The organism is Sulfurimonas sp. HSL1-2 (genome assembly GCF_039645565.1).
GTDB lineage: Bacteria > Campylobacterota > Campylobacteria > Campylobacterales > Sulfurimonadaceae > Thiomicrolovo > Thiomicrolovo zhangzhouensis.
The window spans coordinates 336,345-351,199 of record NZ_CP147914.1; the positions used below are offsets into that span (position 1 = coordinate 336,345).

Below are 14,855 nucleotides of genomic sequence, written 5' to 3' on the forward strand. Positions count from 1 at the left end.
GCTGCGAGAGCAGAAACATCTAACACAGCCCCCAGGCTGTTTATTTAAAATAGAAGCGGGTGTCGACCAGTTTCGCTTCTGTGGAGCCGGATGTTGCTGCTGCATCATAATTGCCCCACAAGAGCTGCTGATTCGGGGTATTGCCGCGTCTACAGTCAATACCGCCTGAACCGCCTGTACCTCTGATCTCGAGTACCAGGTTGGAAACACCGTCATATTTGAACGGCTTCGTCAGATTGATACCGACCCAGTCCCCCGCTTTTACTGCAGGCGTGTTGATCATGCCGGAATAGACAACGGTTTTATCGGACACAAGGTTGTCCGCAAAAACAGTACCTAAATCCATGGCGGTCGTATGTGCCATAGAGACATTGTAATCATAGCCCGTATCGGCTGCTTGGTCATTGTTCGCTCTACACTCGATGCGGTTGATGGTACCTGCAGAACCCAGTTGATACGCACTGTAAAGATGCTGCATAGAACCTTCTGTGGCCCAGAATGGGAAAGCCTGACCTGTTTGGTTTGTCGACATCAGTACGCTCATACCTGCACCATTGAAACGGAACTTGGCATTGTTGACATAGCCGTCTACCGTGCCCGTAGCGACGTTGTTCCCATAAACACGCTGGCTGCCGCCCAGATTGACCGCTTCGACATAGTTCAGGTCCCCTTGTCCAGCGGACGTAGTGAAATCGACGACAAGGTTGTCTGTCCCGTTATAGTTGAAGGTGCCGTTCAGAGGAATCCATACCCATCCGCCGGCCGGAATTCCGGCCGGGACATGGACGGTGACATCCTGTGCTACGGTCACAAATTTGTCGGCATTGTCGGCAAAGGTCGCCGAAAGCACATCAGATGAAGTATGCCCCATCTTCACGGTCATCGTATAGTTCCCTTCGACGGAGAGCTTGTTCAGCCGCAAGGCATAGCCGGTAACGGGACCGGAACCGTTGATATCGGCTGCCATGTACATGTTTTGCATACGGAGATTTGCCCCTGTCGTCAATGGGTAGGCATGGTCGAGCCCTGTACCGTAATATTGGGTGTTGTCACCGCCGCCGAACGCAAATGTCGCTTTCAACAAAGTTCCATCAAGACCGGTGGCTGTCGGTGAAACGGCGCCAAAATTATAGGCTCTACGCGGCTCGGGCCTATCACCTCTCTGGGCATAGAGGTTGGCCGAACATGCTGCGCTTCTTTCAAATTCAATGACAAGGTTGTCTGTACCATTGTAGGCAAACGGTTCATCAAGGGTGATGTCAAATGCTTCTCCAGCATTGCCGGCTGGGATGGTCAGTGTTCTGTTGTCGAAAACAGTCTGCAGTGAACCATAGCCATTTTCCACGTTGTCAGCGTAGGTGGCTGTCAGGTTCGATTCGCTGGTATGTCCCAGCCTAATGGTCATCTGCGGACACGAAATCTCGGATGCTTCATCATAAAAATAATAAAGGGAGATCTTCTCTATATTACCCGAGCCCTCGATTTCCGAAGCCAGGTATAGATTCTGATACTTTTGATAGGCATCATCATTATTTAGCGGATACCTATTGCCTGATGTTACGCTGTCAATTACCGTTTTCAGAAACACCCCTGCCGGTGTTGACGATCCGCCACCACCACCGCCACAAGCCGTCATAGCCACAATTGCTGCCGTTGATACAGCTGCTGTCAGCATTTTGCTTACCAAATTCATCGTGTACTCCTTATATGATTCTGGTCGAGTTTCATTACCTAAAAACTATTGTACACCTTTCAATAATGAGATAACTTAAATAGAAAATAATAGGATATGATTAGGATATAGAAGTTTTTAAATATTTCATACAATTTAAATATATTAAATATTGCGATATGCATTGGCGTATGTCAAATATTGAAGTTGGATTCATTGTACGTCAGAGGGGGCCGCTTTTGGTAAAAGGTGTTTTAGGCAGTGCAGCAGAAGCGCTCTTCCGCGGTTAGTAGAAGACCGCCGAAGTATATCCGACGACGTTGCTTGTATCCTTGGTCGTCCAGCTGCTGGTGCGGTAGTCGAGGAGCTTGACATTGAGGTCGTCGTTCTGGGCAGCAATAAGTACCCCTTCCACCCCGATGGCGCCGCAGGCTTCGCATCCCGAATGCATCATGGAAGGCTCCCGTTTGTTAATGGCGTTCAGGCAGATATTGTCGAGCCTGTTCGCCTCTTCTTCCGTATAGAAGTGGCTGAGGTCCGTGCTGATGACGACGACGTTCTCCTCGTCTTTGAGCAGGTCGGTAATGATGACGCCGAGTGTGTTCGGGTCGAAGGCGCCGTAGACCATCTCCACGACTTCCAGCTGCGGGGCGTAGTGCTTGATAAAGGGCATCTGTACCTCCGTCGAGTGTTCCATGTGCATTGCGGGCTCGAACGCGAGCCCGTATTTCTCCTTCAGCTTCTCGGCATAAGTCCTGTCGATGGTCAGGTCCCCCAGCGGGGTGGAGAACTCGTCAAAAAGCGAGACGCTCATCCCGTGAAAGGCGACCCGGTGTGAAGGGCCGATGACGATGGCGCGTTTGGCGGTTGAATGGCGCAGCTGCTCAAAGGCCAGGTGCGCGGTAAAGCCCGAATACATGTAACCGGCGTGGGGGACGATCAGCGCCCGCGGCGTTTCGGGAACGTCGACGTTTCCCATCTCCTCGAACGCTTTGAAAAAACGTTCAATTTCCGAAGCCTGGGCCGGGTAGAAGGTCCCGGCATGTGCGGTTGTGCGTGCGCTCATAATACACCTCCTTGTTCCAGGGGAGCATCCTCGAAATGCTCCGCCTGGTAGGTGAAGATATCGGGATGGTGGTTGAGGACGTCCGTCCCCAGGCCGGCCTTGAGGCCGAGGTGGGCGAAGAAGGAATCAAAGTCGGGCAGCTCCTCCCAGACCTGCGGCAGGAAGGTCGCGCTGCGGCCATTGAACTGCAGGATAACGCCGTCGACGTTCGGACGAATTTTGCGCCGTAGGTCGTCGGCATCTTCATACGGGAGATTTTCCGGAACACTCAGGAGCGAGATTTCTACGCTGCAGCGGCGGTATTCACGATCGGTCAGTTCCGAAAAGCGGGGATCGCTGAAGGCCGCGGATCGAGCGTTGGCGATGACATCCTCGTAGAGCGAGGTGTGCGGGACGATGGAACCGATGCAGCCGCGCAGTGCTTTTCCCCCGATCTTGAGGGTGACGAAGGTGGCGCGGGGTTCATCCAGTTCCGGGAATTGAGCAAGCAGTTCGGCTTTATCGAAAGGGAAAGGTTCGCCGAACGCCGATGCGATCGCTGCGCGTGCAAGCTGCAGCAGGAGGGTCTGAAGCGTCATAGCCGTCTCCTTCATGCCATATCAGATGATTATAGCACAAAATGTTACGTATAGTGACAGGTCAGCCATGCAGCTCCTCGGCCGGCATCCGGACGATATGGAGCAGCTTGATGGCGATCATGACGACGATGACTTCGAAGAGCGAGGCAAGGATCAGCGCATAATAGTGGAGCTTGTCGATACTGTTGCTGGTGTAGGCGAGGGTCGTAATGGCGATAAGGAGCGTCAGCGGCATGGCGTGACTGAGCCCGATACGCAGGGCGTCGCGCCACCCCATCGCGGGGGCGAAGATCTGCGCCGCGATGAGCCGGATCGCGATCATCACGAAGGTGACCATCAGCGCTTTGGAAATCAGCCCCTCCATCATCAGCGCATTGAGGTCAAAAGTCGTCCCGATGTAGATGAAGAAGAGGGGGACGAGGAAGCCGAAACCGAAACTTCCGAGTTTCTCCGGGAGCTCATGCTTATGCTCGAAAAAGGTCGGGATGAACATCCCGGCGATGAAGGCGGCAAAGGCGAGCTCGAGGTCGAGATAGAGCATGATGGCCACCAGCAGGAAGAGAATACCGATGGAGAGGCGGACGTCCTGTTCGCGGTTGTCCACGTGGGGCATCAGCATCGTCGCCACCTCGGGGTACCACCAGAAAAAGAGCTGCAGCAGCTTGAACAGCAGGGTGATGATGACGATAAAGAGGACGAGCGAACCGATGGTTTTGAAGAGCCCGATGCCGTCGCCGTACTCGAGCGCGGCGGAGGAGACGGTGAGGATGGCGATGGAGACGACTTCGCCGATCCCCCCGGCGAGCATCGCCAGCGCGAGCCACTCGGACTTGCCGTACTCCTTGTTGAGCGCGGCGACCAGACCGACGGAGATGAGCGGCAGCAGGACCATGAAAATACGGCCGAGTTCAAAGTACCAGACGGCGATGCCCGAGAGGGTATAGAGTGCCATGAGGTAGAGGGTGATACGCCGCAAAACGGTACGGTCCATACGCCAGAAGGTGCGCAGGTTGATCTCCATCCCGGCCAGGAACATGAGGAAAAGAAAGCCGACCTCCGCGATGAATTCGAAGAAGTGGCTGCCGTGCAGCAGTCCGGCATAGCCGAAAAAAGCCCCGAGGATGATCTCGATCGGCGTGGTGGGGATTTTGAACAGTTTGGCGAGGAAAGGAGAGAACATGATGATCAGCGCGAGGGTGATGATCAGCGTGATATCATGATCCATCGCTTACTCCCCGACGCGGTCCGCGACGGCCAGGCCGAGACTGCGCAGCATTTCGAGGTCGGCATTGCGGTCGCGCCCTTCCGTTGTGAGGTAGTTGCCGACGACGATGGAGTTGGCACCGGCGGCGAAGATTTCGTGCTGCCGCTCCCCGAACATCAGCTCCCGCCCGCCGGCGACCATGATGCGCTCGGCATCGGGCAGCATCTCCCGCGTCAGCGTGATCAGCTCCAGGGCCTCGTCCGCCGTGAGCGGGTTGGGACGCAGGGGCAGGGCCGGATTGTGGTGGTAGAAGTTGATGGGCACGGAGACCGGGTTCAGTTTCTGCAGGGAGGTGAGCATACTGAGCCGGTCCTCCTGGGTTTCGCCCAGGCCGAAGATCCCGCCGGAAATCAGTTTGAGACCGACGGCATTGACGTTCTCGCAGGTCTCGAACCGTTCGTCCCAGGGGTGGGTGGTGCAGATCTGCGGGTAGAACTCCCGGGAGGTCTCCAGGTTGTGGTTGTAGGCCTTGATCCCGGATCGTTTGAGGGTCTCGAGCTGGGAAACGGAGGCGGTACCGTTGCAAGCGATCAGGCGCAGCCCCGGCACTTCCGCGTTGACGGCCTCGGCGACTTCGCAGACGAAATCGAGTGTACGGTCATCGAGTCCTTTGTGCGCGGTAACAAGGCAGAAGCCGAGGGCGCCGGAGGCTTTGGCCGAGCGGGCCTCTTGGATGATGTCGGGGACGGGTTTTTGCTTGTAGCGGGCGATGTCGGCTTTATAGCGGACGCTTTGGGAGCAGAACTTGCAGTCTTCGCTGCAGGTCCCGCTGTTGATGTTGCTGATAGCGCACAGGAAAACCTTCTCGGTCATTCCGATTCCCTCTCGAAACTGAAGTGCCGGGCGTGGAACGCTGCTTCGTCCAGCTGCCGACTGTACTGGGTGACGTTGAAGGCGTCATCCGTGATCTCAAGCATAGCACATTCCGAGACCGGTTTGGACCGGGCGCATGCTTCACCGGGGTTAAGATAGAGCGTACCGTTTTTGAAATCGCACTCGAAAGTGTGCGTGTGTCCGAAGAGCACGATCTGGGCGTCGGCACTCATGTAAAACGGCAGGTGCATCAGTTTGAATTTCGTCTTCGCCAGCTTGAAGTAGTGCGGCTCCTGCACCAGGTTGTAGCGGTTATGCACCGCCGCCAGGTGCGGGTCGTTGTTGCCGTAGACGGCGACGTAGCGTTTGCCGGCCGCTTTGAGCTGCTGGAGCATCTCCTCTTTGACGATATCGCCGCAGTGGATCAGGAATTCGGCGCCCTCGGCCAGCAGGTGGTCGATCACCTGCTGGGAATACTCCACCTTTTTATGGGTGTCGGAGAGCAGCCCGATTTTCACGCCTCTTCCTCGATCGGGGTGCGGTGCTTGCACTTGACGCACTCATAGACCTCTTTGCCGCGGTAGGTACGGCGGGCAAGGACGCCGTCGCACCCCTCCTGGTCGCACTTCTTGTCCGTCGGCTCGAACTTCGAGATGAATTTGCAGGTAGGGTAGTTCTCACAGCCCCAGAACGCCCCGCGGCGCGACTGGCGGAAGAGCAGTTTGCCGCCGCAGTCCGGGCAGGGGACCGTTGCTGCTTTCGGGGCTTCGAGGGGACGGGTGTTTTTGCATTTCGGATAGGAGCTGCAGGCGAGGAACTTGCCGTTACGGCCGCTTTTGATGACCATCGGGCTGCCGCACTTGTCGCAGATCTCATCGGTCGTTTCCGCTTCCGGTGCCTGCTTGGCAGGTGCACCCTCTTCGGCAACCTGCTCGGTGTATTTACACTTCGGAAAGCCGCTGCAGGCGATGAATTTGCCGTAACGGCCCGAGCGCATCAGCAGTTCCGAACCGCATTCGGGGCAGTTGCGGCCGATCGGCTCCGCCATCTTGAGGCTCTTGATCTCCGTTTTGCCCTTGGTGATCTCCTCCATGAAGGGGAAGTAGAAGTCGACGAGGACGTTCTGCCAGTCATGGTGTTCGTCGGCGATCTTGTCGAGGATCTCCTCCATGTTCGCGGTAAAGTTCGCGTCGACGATCTCCGGGAAGTGCTTCTCCAGCAGTTCGGTGACGGTAAAGGCGACCTCGGTCGGGACGATCTGGCGTTTTTCGATGTCGATATAGCTGCGCGCCTGGAGCGTCGAGATCGTCGGGGCGTAGGTCGACGGACGGCCGATCCCTTCGGCTTCGAGCTTCTTGATCAGGCTCGCTTCGGAGTAGCGTGACGGCGGCTCGGTAAAGTGCTGCGTCGGCGCGATCGACTCGAGGGCGATCCTCTGCCCCTCTTCGAGGGCCGGCAGCAGTTTGTCCTTGTCATCGGTACCGAGGACTTTGTAAAAGCCGTCAAAGAGGAGTTTGCGGCCCGTCGCCTTGTACTCGGCGCTATCGCTTTGGAAGGTGATGGACTGCTGCTCGAAGAGCGCATCGGTCATCTGGCAGGCGAGGAAGCGGGTGTAGATGAGGCGGTAGAGCTTCAGTTCGTCGGGTTTGAGGTACTGGGCCGCGACCTGCGGGGTGAAATCGAGCATCGTCGGGCGGATTGCTTCGTGGGCTTCCTGGGCCCCCTTTGCCTTTTTGCCGTAGGCTTTGGGGGATTTCGGAAGGTACTTTTCGCCGTAGGTCTTCACGATGGTGTCGCGGGCCGCTTCGACGGCCTCTTTGGCCATATTGAGAGAGTCCGTACGCATATAGGTGATGACCCCGGAGGTGCCGCTGGGGGTTTTGACTCCTTCGTAGAGGGTCTGGGCCAGCATCATCGTCTTTTTCGGAGAGAAGCCGAGCTTGCTCGAGGCCGTCTGCTGCAGGGTCGAGGTCATGAATGGCGGCGGCGTGGAGGTTTTGCGCTGCTTGGTTTCGATCGCGCTGACGCTGAAGGCCTCGCCGCGGATGCGCTCGGTCATCGCTTCGGCCTGGGCCTGGTTCTTGATGGAGAGTTTGTCGAGCTTTTCACCATCGTAGCTGTAGAGGCTGGCGTCGATGCCAGGGGTGAAAACCGTATCGATGGTCCAGTACTCTTCGGGTTTAAAGGCCTTGATTTCCCGTTCGCGGTCGACGATGATCTTGAGTGTCGAAGACTGGACGCGGCCGCCGGAGAGCCCCTTCTGGATCTTGGAGCTCAGCAGCGGGGAGAGCTTGTAACCGACGATACGGTCGAGCAGACGGCGGGTCTGCTGGGCGTTGACGCGGTCCATGTCGATGGCGCGGGCCGTCTCCAGGGCGTGCTCGATAGCGGTTTTGGTAATCTCGTGGAAGACGATGCGCGGCAGGGCGGCAGGGTCTTTTTTGATCGCATGGGCGATGTGCCATCCGATCGCTTCTCCTTCGCGGTCCTCATCGGTCGCGATGTAGATTTCATCCGCTTTCTTGGCCAGATCCTGGATCTGTTTGACCGTGGGCGCATTCTCCTTGGAGACGCTGTATTCAGGGGTGAGCGTGCGTGCCTCCTCGTCGACCTTGATGCCGAAGCGGCTTTTGGGGAGGTCGCGGATATGCCCCTTGGAAGCGATGACTTCGTACCCTTTTCCGAGGAAGTTCTTGATGGTTCTTGCCTTGGCCGGGGACTCTACGATAATCAGTTTCAATGAGTTTCCTATATATATAGTATTGCGGTTTTGAGTTCGCAAGTGTAGCGAAAAAAGTTTTAACGCTCTGAAAACGGTTTGCCAGATTAAGGCAGAGACAAGTTTTTCGGACGGCCTTGGGGAGGTGCAGGGTTTTGAAGGCGGCGGTTTTGTATAATGGTCCGAAATCATGAATGGGGGAACCATGGAGCTGACAGAGAACCGCCTTGTAGACGAGGCCCGCCGGGAGCCGGTGAAGAACGCGTTTCGTCTGGGGTGGGAATTCGTAGAACGCAACCGTACGCTGGCCCTGACAACCCTGGCCGCTTTTATACTGCTCTCCTTGCTGGAGCTGATACCGCTGCTGGGGATGGTCGCTGCCGTGGCGCTCGGCGTTTTTGCCCAAGCGGTACAGATCTACGTCGGACGCACCCTGGTCAATGCCGATACCATCGGCACCTTTATCGCGTCAGCGGAACAGACGACGTTCGCAGCGTTTATGACCCGCTACCAGGCACCCGCTTTCGGTGCCTGGCTGGCCTGGTTTGTAATGGGGATGGGGCTGTTCCTGCTCTGGATGGTGCTGGTGTTTGCCGTGGGAATAGACCCGGCCGTCCTCGAGGAGTCCGCCACGGACGAAGCGCAGCTGATCGCCTTCATGGAAGCGATGGGGATAACGGTGATCCCCGTGCTGGTCGTCGGGATGCTGATCGCCTACGTCTACCCCATCGCCCAGGGACGGGTGATCCTCTCGGATACCTTCGGGGAAGCGTTCAAGGCGGTTTTTTCGGTCTTCACACCTGCGGTGTGGCAGGTCGCGGCCAAGGGGGAGTATTTCCGTTTCGTCTTTTATCTCGGGCTGGCATTCATGGGGATCGCCGCGCTGGCGATGGTTGTCGTAATGCTGCTGATACTGGTCCCTTTCCTGGGGCCGGTCGTGATGGTCTCTCTGATGGCCGGACTCTTCTATCCTGCCATGATGATCCTCGGCATTGCCAACGTTCTGGCGCTGCGGATTGCCGTGGGCGACTAAAAGCGGCATCCCCGGTAGGCGTATTTCTCCGTCGCTTCAAGCAGGACCGCGGCGACCTGTTCCGCTTCCGACGATGTAAGCCGGTGGTGGCAGGGCAGCTGCAGCAGGGCTTTGTAGAAATCCTCCGTCACCGGTAAACGGACACTGTCATCTTTAAAAGCGGTTGTTTTGTAGAGCGGTTTGCAGCAGACGGCTGCCTCCACCCCCTTTGCGCTGATACCGGTATAAATATCCTCTTTGGGGCAGTAAAGCTGCGGCGTCAGTAAAACTGGGTAGCTGGCCGGTGCATCGTCGGGTGCGCGTTTCATGCGGTCGAAAAGGGTCGAAGCGCCCAGCCGTTCATCCAACAGTGTACTGTTTTCGCGGCGGCGTTCGCAGGCAGCTTCCAGCTGTGTCATCTGTTCCAGTCCCACGGCGGCGGCCAGGAGGTCCAGCGTGCAGTCGGCGCCGCGCAGGGGGAGGTCGTAGTTCCAGAGGCTGCCCGGTTTCCGGCCAGCGCTCCGGAAGAGGCGTGCGTGCGCCGCACTCGCATCGTCGTCGGTCAGCAGAAAACCGGTGGGGCTGACGCCTTCGGGCATAAGGGGCGACAGGGACCAGACGGCCGTCGCGCTGATGGGGGCCGGGGCAAGCGAGGCGGTGATGTCTTCGATCAGTGTCAGTGCCGGGGGCAGCGCGGGGCACTGGGAACGGATGCCTTCGAAATGGGCAAAGAGCACGGTCGTCGTTTCGGCATTGACGGCGTCGGCGATGGCGCTGCCTATAAGGACGCCGCCGAGGCCGATATCGGCATAGACCGTTTGCGCGCCGCTGCGCGAGAGTGCGGTGTGGCGATGGGGCGGGGCCATGGCGTCGGTGATGACCCTGCCTGCACCGTTAAGGGCCGCTTCGAGTGCGGAAGCCGGCGTGTCGAATGCGACGGCATGCGCGCAGCCGTGATAGGCCGCGACGGCCGCTTCCAGCTGCGGTAGCGCTTTGCCGTCCAGCGCGAACGTCCGTTCGGCGAGGGCGGCGCGTTCCCGTTCACGCGGGGAGAAGGGGATCAGTGCGGCGGCACTGCTGGGGAGACTCATTGTTTCGGCGACTCCATGGCGTCACCCAGATCGGCATAGCGGGTCTCGTCCTCCGGTTCGGGTTCGTCCTCGATGACGTAGTGGCTGTTGTGCCGGGTCAATCGCGGCGCCACCGTATGGGCGGTGCGCCGCCGAAGCAGGTAGCGTTCGGTACGGTAGCCGCCGAAGGTGAGCGCCCCGAGCAGGGCCAGGACGAAACTGCCGATGATCCACGTCTTGACAAAGGCATTCCACTCGCCCTGCCAGACGGTTTCGGCCAGGAGGAACAGGTCAAGCTCCCCCGTCACCACCACCAGCAGACCGAGAAAGAGCACATAGGGGGCAACCAGCAGCATGAGAAAGAGCAAGAAAGGGTTGACGCTGACGGTTCCACCCTTCATCCGTGAATGTTCCAACTGCGTTGCCGTCATGTCCGCTCCTTGCGCTGTGAGTCTATAATCATAGCATAGCTGGTGATATTCCGGTATTTTAACGTGCCGACGGGAAACGGGAGACGTGTCTGCGGCGGTTACGCTCTTAAGCAAAATCTAAAGTAGGAGGAGCTATAATTTCGGCCTCTTAACTGATGGTCCCATAGCTCAGTTGGTAGAGCACCACCTTGACATGGTGGTGGTCACAGGTTCAAGTCCTGTTGGGGCCACCATTCTTCCAAACAAAATTAAATCCCACTCTTTATCCGATCCTTTAACGAAGTTCCATAGGAAAATGCGCTAGAATCACGCCATTATTTCCGGACGTCTTCGGGTGTCCCGTGACAAAATGAATGTTAGGAACAGAGATTGATGGATGCTATTGCACTCAAACACAACGACGATATCATAGACCTGCAAACTGCCGAGGCCCTCGGGATCAGCGGAGAAGCGATCGTGCTGGATAACTCGGATGCCGCCCTGGAAGTGCTGCGCCACTCAACGGCGCACCTGATGGCACAGGCGATCAATTCGCTCTACACCAATGCCAAGTTTTTCGTAGGTCCCGTTGTCAAAGAAGGGTTCTATTACGATTTCAAAGTCGACGAAGAGATCGGCGAAGCGGACCTGAAGAACATCGAGAAAGAGATGCTCAGACTGGCGAAAAAGAAGTATGACATCGAACGCTACGAGATCTCGATGGAAGAGGCCAAACGCAAATTCGGCAACGACGAGCTGAAACTCGATGTCCTGAAGCGGATCCCGGAGACAAAAGTCTCCATCTACAAGCAGGGCGATTTTGAAGACCTCTGCCGCGGGCCACACCTGCCGAGCATCGGCCATATCCGCCACTTCAAGCTGACGAAGATCGCCGGGGCCTACCGCGGCGGCGACAGCAAGAACGAGATGCTGACCCGGATCTACGGGATCGCGTTTGCGGACAAGGAGAGCCTCAAGGCCTACCTCGACCGTATGGCCGAAGCGGAGAAACGCGACCACCGCAAGATCGGGAACGAGATGAAGCTCTTCACCTTCCGCGAAGAGGTCGGTGCGGGCTTCCCGATCTGGCTGCCGGCCGGAGGACGCCTGCGCTCCCGCCTGGAGGGGCTGCTGTTCAAAGCCCACCGCAAGCGCGGCTACGAGCCGGTCCGCGGGCCGGAGATGCTGCGTTCGGACCTCTGGAAGACCTCCGGGCACTACCAGAACTACGGCGAGAACATGTACTTCACCAACATCGACGAGATCGAGTTCGGCGTCAAACCGATGAACTGCGTCGGGCATATCAAGGCGTATGAACACGATTTGCACTCCTACCGCGACCTGCCGCTGAAGTACTTCGAATACGGCGTCGTCCACCGCCACGAGATGACGGGGGCCCTGCACGGGCTTTTCCGTGTGCGGGAGTTTACGCAGGACGATGCCCACATCTTCTGTACAGCGGATCAGATCGAGGGGCAGATCATCGAGATCGTCGATTTCATCGACAAGATCATGAAGACCTTCGGGTTCGACTACCAGATGATGATCTCCACCAAGCCGGAGAAGGCCGTCGGCGACGACGCGATCTGGGAGACGGCGACCAACGCGCTCAAAACCGCGATGGACCGCAACAGCCTCACCTACGGGATTGACGAAGGGGGCGGGGCCTTCTACGGGCCGAAGATCGACATCAAGATTACCGATGCCATCGGCCGCGAATGGCAGTGCGGTACGGTGCAGCTCGACTTCAACCTGCCGGAACGTTTTGAGCTTGAATACACCGGCGAGGGCAACAGCAAAGTGCAGCCGGTCATGATCCACCGTGCGATTTTAGGTTCATTTGAGCGATTTATTGGTATATTGACAGAGCATTACGCTGGGGAATTCCCGATGTTCGTCGCACCGACGCAGGTGGCGATCATCCCGATTGCCGAGACACACAACGCTTATGCGAAGGAACTTTCCGACATGCTGATGGATATCGGCGCCGATTCGGAGATCTTCGATAAGAACGAGAGTCTGAACAAACGGATCCGTACAGCGGAAAAAGGACGGGTGCCTATGATCATCGTTATCGGTGACGAAGAGGTAAGCAATAAAAAAGTGGCGGTACGCGACCGCCGCGAACGGACACAGTACGAACTCCCGGAAGCGGAGTTCATGGGGCTGATCCAAAAGAAAATTAATGAGGTACATTTTTGAGTAAAAAACAAGACCGCGTCATCATGAACGATGACATCCGAGCTCACGAGGTACGCTGTGTTGTAGACGGCGGAGAGGCACTGGGCGTCGTCCCGACAGAAGTCGCGATGGACAAGGCGAATGAGCTCGGACTCGATCTTGTTCTGATCTCACCGACGGCGAAACCGCCGGTCGCGAAGATCATGGATTACGGTAAATTCAAGTACCAAGAAGAGAAGAAGAAAAAAGAGGCCAAAAAGAAGCAGGTCAAGATCGAGGTCAAGGAGATCAAGCTCTCCGTCAAGATCGCCGAGAACGACGTCGGCTACAAGGTCAAGCACGCCCGCGAGTTCCTCGAAGAGGGCAAGCACGTCAAATTCCGCGTCTTCCTGCGCGGCCGTGAAATGGCCCACCCCGAAGCGGCAAAGGATGTCCTGCTCAAAGTGTGGCCGATGGTCGAAGATATCGGCGTCATGGATAAAGAGCCCCGCCTGGAAGGGCGCTATTACAACATGCTCGTCCTGCCGAAAAAAGACGACAAGAAGAAGTAACGCTTTCCCCCGCTGCCGGCCGCTGCCGGCCGCTGCCGGCACTTTCCAATCACTCTATTCCATTTTAACACTTTATACGCTATAATCGCGTCCTCATTTTATGCCCACGGGTGTAAATGTCGAGATTACAGAAAGGATGCACGATGCCAAAGATGAAATCGGTCAAGGGCGCTGTCAAGCGTTTCAAGGTCAAGAAAAGCGGCAAAGTCAAACGCGGTACAGCGTTTCGCAGCCACATCCTGACAAAACAGGATGCCGGTACACGCCGTAAGCAGAACGCGCCGAAGTATCTGACGAATACAGATGCCAAAGCCGTCAAAGCGATGATCGCGTAAGCGGTCCAACAGTCAACTCTCCAGTCCAGACTGGGCAAGTCCGCACAGCGGCACCCGAAACATTGAAAGATATGAACGGGTAAAGAAAGGAAACAGAATATGCCAAGAGTAAAAACAGGTGTCGTCAGACGCCGCCGTCACAAAAAAGTACTGAAACTTGCACGCGGTTTTTATAGCGGTCGCCGCAAACACTTCCGCAAAGCGAAAGAGCAGCTCGAGCGCAGCCTCGTTTATGCTTACCGTGACCGCAAGCAGAAAAAACGCGATTTCCGCAAACTGTGGATCGTTCGTATCAACGCGGCATGCCGCCTCAACGATATGAACTACTCTACGTTCATGAACGGTCTGAAAAAAGCAGGCATCGAGCTTGACCGTAAAATTCTTGCCGATATGGCGATGAACGACGCCGCGGCTTTCTCCGCCGTCGCTGCACAGGCCAAAGCGGCCCTGTAATCTTCCGGGGCTCCGGCCCCGACTCCCTTTTCCCCTTTTAGACAATCTTCTGTACAATTGATGACCTCGACGATGAAGGTTATCCCATGGTCCACGAACTCTCTACGCCCCTGGCGACCCATCTTGTAAACAGGCTGCGTGACGAAGCCACCGACGCCGAACGTTTTCGACGCCTGATAGCCCAACTGACCCTGCTTCTGGCGGACGCTGCGATCGGGACGGACGATCTGAACCCGGTAAGGCTTCAGACCTGGCGGGGGGAGGCCGAGTACCCGCTGGTCGCGGAGTCGGAGCTCCTCTTTGTGACGATCCTGCGGGCCGGGCTGCCGATGCTCGAAGCGGCCATGGAACTTTTCCCGCAGGCGTCGGCCGGGTTCCTGGCAATGAAACGGGACGAAACGACACACGAAGCGAAGCTCTACTATGACCGTGTCCCCGACTGCCGCGGCAAACATGTGGTGCTTGTCGACCCGATGGTCGCCACGGGCGGTTCCCTTGCCGATGCCGTGACGCTGCTCCGTCAGAAAGCGCCGGCGCGGATCACGTCGCTGCATATCATCGCTTCGCCCGAGGGACTGGAGAGGGTGAGTGCCGCGCATCCGGATCTTGCCCTCTTTGTCGCCCGGATCGATCCGGGGCTGGATGCGGATAAGTTCATTCAACCGGGCCTCGGCGATGCGGGGGACCGGGCGTTTAATACGCTTTAAACATATATAAACGCAGTTTTTAAC

15 protein-coding genes and 1 tRNA gene are annotated in these 14,855 nt (G+C 57.1%); 7 read left to right on the forward strand and 9 right to left on the reverse strand.

Annotated elements, in window-relative coordinates:
• Nucleotides 1-40 precede the first annotated feature (40 nt).
• The 7 genes from WCX18_RS01750 to topA form a co-directional block, all read right to left on the reverse strand.
• A complete protein-coding gene (locus tag WCX18_RS01750) occupies nt 41-1,693 on the reverse strand; it encodes a hypothetical protein (protein WP_345989044.1) in 1,653 nt (550 codons plus the stop codon).
• Between the two features lie 265 nt (nt 1,694-1,958).
• Nucleotides 1,959-2,738 carry an AmmeMemoRadiSam system protein B gene (gene amrB / locus WCX18_RS01755; RefSeq protein WP_345989046.1) on the reverse strand — a complete coding sequence of 260 codons (780 nt, stop codon included), beginning with the start codon at nt 2,736-2,738 and terminating at the stop codon, nt 1,959-1,961.
• Nucleotides 2,735-3,316 carry an AmmeMemoRadiSam system protein A gene (amrA, locus tag WCX18_RS01760; RefSeq protein ID WP_345989048.1) on the reverse strand — a complete coding sequence of 194 codons (582 nt, stop codon included), beginning with the start codon at nt 3,314-3,316 and terminating at the stop codon, nt 2,735-2,737. The genes amrB and amrA overlap by 4 nt, the downstream gene beginning before the upstream one ends.
• Before the next feature lie 61 nt (nt 3,317-3,377).
• Entirely contained in the window at nt 3,378-4,541 is a 1,164-nt protein-coding gene (locus tag WCX18_RS01765) for a cation:proton antiporter (RefSeq protein ID WP_345989050.1), read from the reverse strand.
• A gap of 3 nt (nt 4,542-4,544) precedes the next feature.
• Nucleotides 4,545-5,393: a biotin synthase gene (locus WCX18_RS01770; protein WP_345989052.1), complete on the reverse strand. Its 849-nt coding sequence runs from the start codon at nt 5,391-5,393 to the stop codon at nt 4,545-4,547.
• Nucleotides 5,390-5,911 (reverse strand): YfcE family phosphodiesterase, encoded by a 522-nt coding sequence (locus WCX18_RS01775; RefSeq protein ID WP_345989054.1) that lies wholly within the window; start codon nt 5,909-5,911, stop codon nt 5,390-5,392. Before WCX18_RS01775 ends, WCX18_RS01770 begins: the two co-directional genes overlap by 4 nt.
• Nucleotides 5,908-8,133 (reverse strand): type I DNA topoisomerase, encoded by a 2,226-nt coding sequence (gene topA, locus WCX18_RS01780; protein WP_345989056.1) that lies wholly within the window; start codon nt 8,131-8,133, stop codon nt 5,908-5,910. Before topA ends, WCX18_RS01775 begins: the two co-directional genes overlap by 4 nt.
• 169 nt (nt 8,134-8,302) lie before the next feature.
• On the opposite strand from topA, the gene WCX18_RS01785 reads away from it, so the two are divergent.
• Nucleotides 8,303-9,145 (forward strand): hypothetical protein, encoded by an 843-nt coding sequence (locus tag WCX18_RS01785; RefSeq protein ID WP_345989057.1) that lies wholly within the window; start codon nt 8,303-8,305, stop codon nt 9,143-9,145.
• On the opposite strand, the gene WCX18_RS01790 is transcribed toward WCX18_RS01785, so the two are convergent.
• Both WCX18_RS01790 and WCX18_RS01795 read right to left on the reverse strand, forming a co-directional pair.
• Complete coding sequence (locus WCX18_RS01790) at nt 9,142-10,215, reverse strand: DegT/DnrJ/EryC1/StrS family aminotransferase (protein WP_345989059.1); 1,074 nt, start codon at nt 10,213-10,215, stop codon at nt 9,142-9,144. The genes WCX18_RS01785 and WCX18_RS01790 overlap by 4 nt on opposite strands.
• Entirely contained in the window at nt 10,212-10,625 is a 414-nt protein-coding gene (locus WCX18_RS01795) for a hypothetical protein (protein WP_345989061.1), read from the reverse strand. Before WCX18_RS01795 ends, WCX18_RS01790 begins: the two co-directional genes overlap by 4 nt.
• A gap of 157 nt (nt 10,626-10,782) precedes the next feature.
• Here WCX18_RS01795 and WCX18_RS01800 point away from each other — a divergent pair.
• The 6 genes from WCX18_RS01800 to upp all read left to right on the forward strand — a co-directional run bounded on the left by WCX18_RS01800 (nt 10,783) and on the right by upp (nt 14,831).
• A tRNA-Val gene (locus WCX18_RS01800) sits at nt 10,783-10,858 on the forward strand.
• 139 nt (nt 10,859-10,997) lie between these two features.
• Nucleotides 10,998-12,806, forward strand: a complete 1,809-nt coding sequence (gene thrS / locus WCX18_RS01805) for a threonine--tRNA ligase (RefSeq protein WP_345989063.1) — start codon at nt 10,998-11,000, stop codon at nt 12,804-12,806.
• A complete protein-coding gene (gene infC / locus WCX18_RS01810) occupies nt 12,803-13,336 on the forward strand; it encodes a translation initiation factor IF-3 (RefSeq protein ID WP_345989065.1) in 534 nt (177 codons plus the stop codon). The genes thrS and infC overlap by 4 nt, the downstream gene beginning before the upstream one ends.
• Nucleotides 13,337-13,479: 143 nt before the next feature.
• Nucleotides 13,480-13,671, forward strand: coding sequence for a 50S ribosomal protein L35 (rpmI, locus tag WCX18_RS01815; protein WP_345989067.1), 192 nt, complete (start codon nt 13,480-13,482; stop codon nt 13,669-13,671).
• Between the two features lie 99 nt (nt 13,672-13,770).
• On the forward strand, nt 13,771-14,124 hold the full coding sequence (gene rplT, locus WCX18_RS01820; protein ID WP_231020066.1) for a 50S ribosomal protein L20: 354 nt from the start codon (nt 13,771-13,773) through the stop codon (nt 14,122-14,124).
• Between the two features lie 86 nt (nt 14,125-14,210).
• The gene (upp, locus tag WCX18_RS01825) at nt 14,211-14,831 is read left to right on the forward strand and encodes a uracil phosphoribosyltransferase (protein WP_345989068.1); all 621 of its coding nucleotides are present in this window, start codon (nt 14,211-14,213) and stop codon (nt 14,829-14,831) included.
• The last annotated feature ends 24 nt before the right edge of the window (nt 14,832-14,855 follow it).

Bases quoted from the DNA above. Each gene is read 5' to 3' on its own strand.
- WCX18_RS01750 (WP_345989044.1), bottom strand. From the start codon at position 1,693: ATGAATTTGGTAAGCAAAATGCTGACAGCAGCTGTATCAACGGCAGCA.
- amrB (WP_345989046.1), bottom strand. From the start codon at position 2,738: ATGAGCGCACGCACAACCGCACATGCCGGGACCTTCTACCCGGCCCAG.
- amrA (WP_345989048.1), bottom strand. From the start codon at position 3,316: ATGACGCTTCAGACCCTCCTGCTGCAGCTTGCACGCGCAGCGATCGCA.
- WCX18_RS01765 (WP_345989050.1), bottom strand. From the start codon at position 4,541: ATGGATCATGATATCACGCTGATCATCACCCTCGCGCTGATCATCATG.
- WCX18_RS01770 (WP_345989052.1), bottom strand. From the start codon at position 5,393: ATGACCGAGAAGGTTTTCCTGTGCGCTATCAGCAACATCAACAGCGGG.
- WCX18_RS01785 (WP_345989057.1), top strand. From the start codon at position 8,303: ATGAATGGGGGAACCATGGAGCTGACAGAGAACCGCCTTGTAGACGAG.
- WCX18_RS01790 (WP_345989059.1), bottom strand. From the start codon at position 10,215: ATGAGTCTCCCCAGCAGTGCCGCCGCACTGATCCCCTTCTCCCCGCGT.
- WCX18_RS01795 (WP_345989061.1), bottom strand. From the start codon at position 10,625: ATGACGGCAACGCAGTTGGAACATTCACGGATGAAGGGTGGAACCGTC.
- thrS (WP_345989063.1), top strand. From the start codon at position 10,998: ATGGATGCTATTGCACTCAAACACAACGACGATATCATAGACCTGCAA.
- rpmI (WP_345989067.1), top strand. From the start codon at position 13,480: ATGCCAAAGATGAAATCGGTCAAGGGCGCTGTCAAGCGTTTCAAGGTC.
- rplT (WP_231020066.1), top strand. From the start codon at position 13,771: ATGCCAAGAGTAAAAACAGGTGTCGTCAGACGCCGCCGTCACAAAAAA.
- upp (WP_345989068.1), top strand. From the start codon at position 14,211: ATGGTCCACGAACTCTCTACGCCCCTGGCGACCCATCTTGTAAACAGG.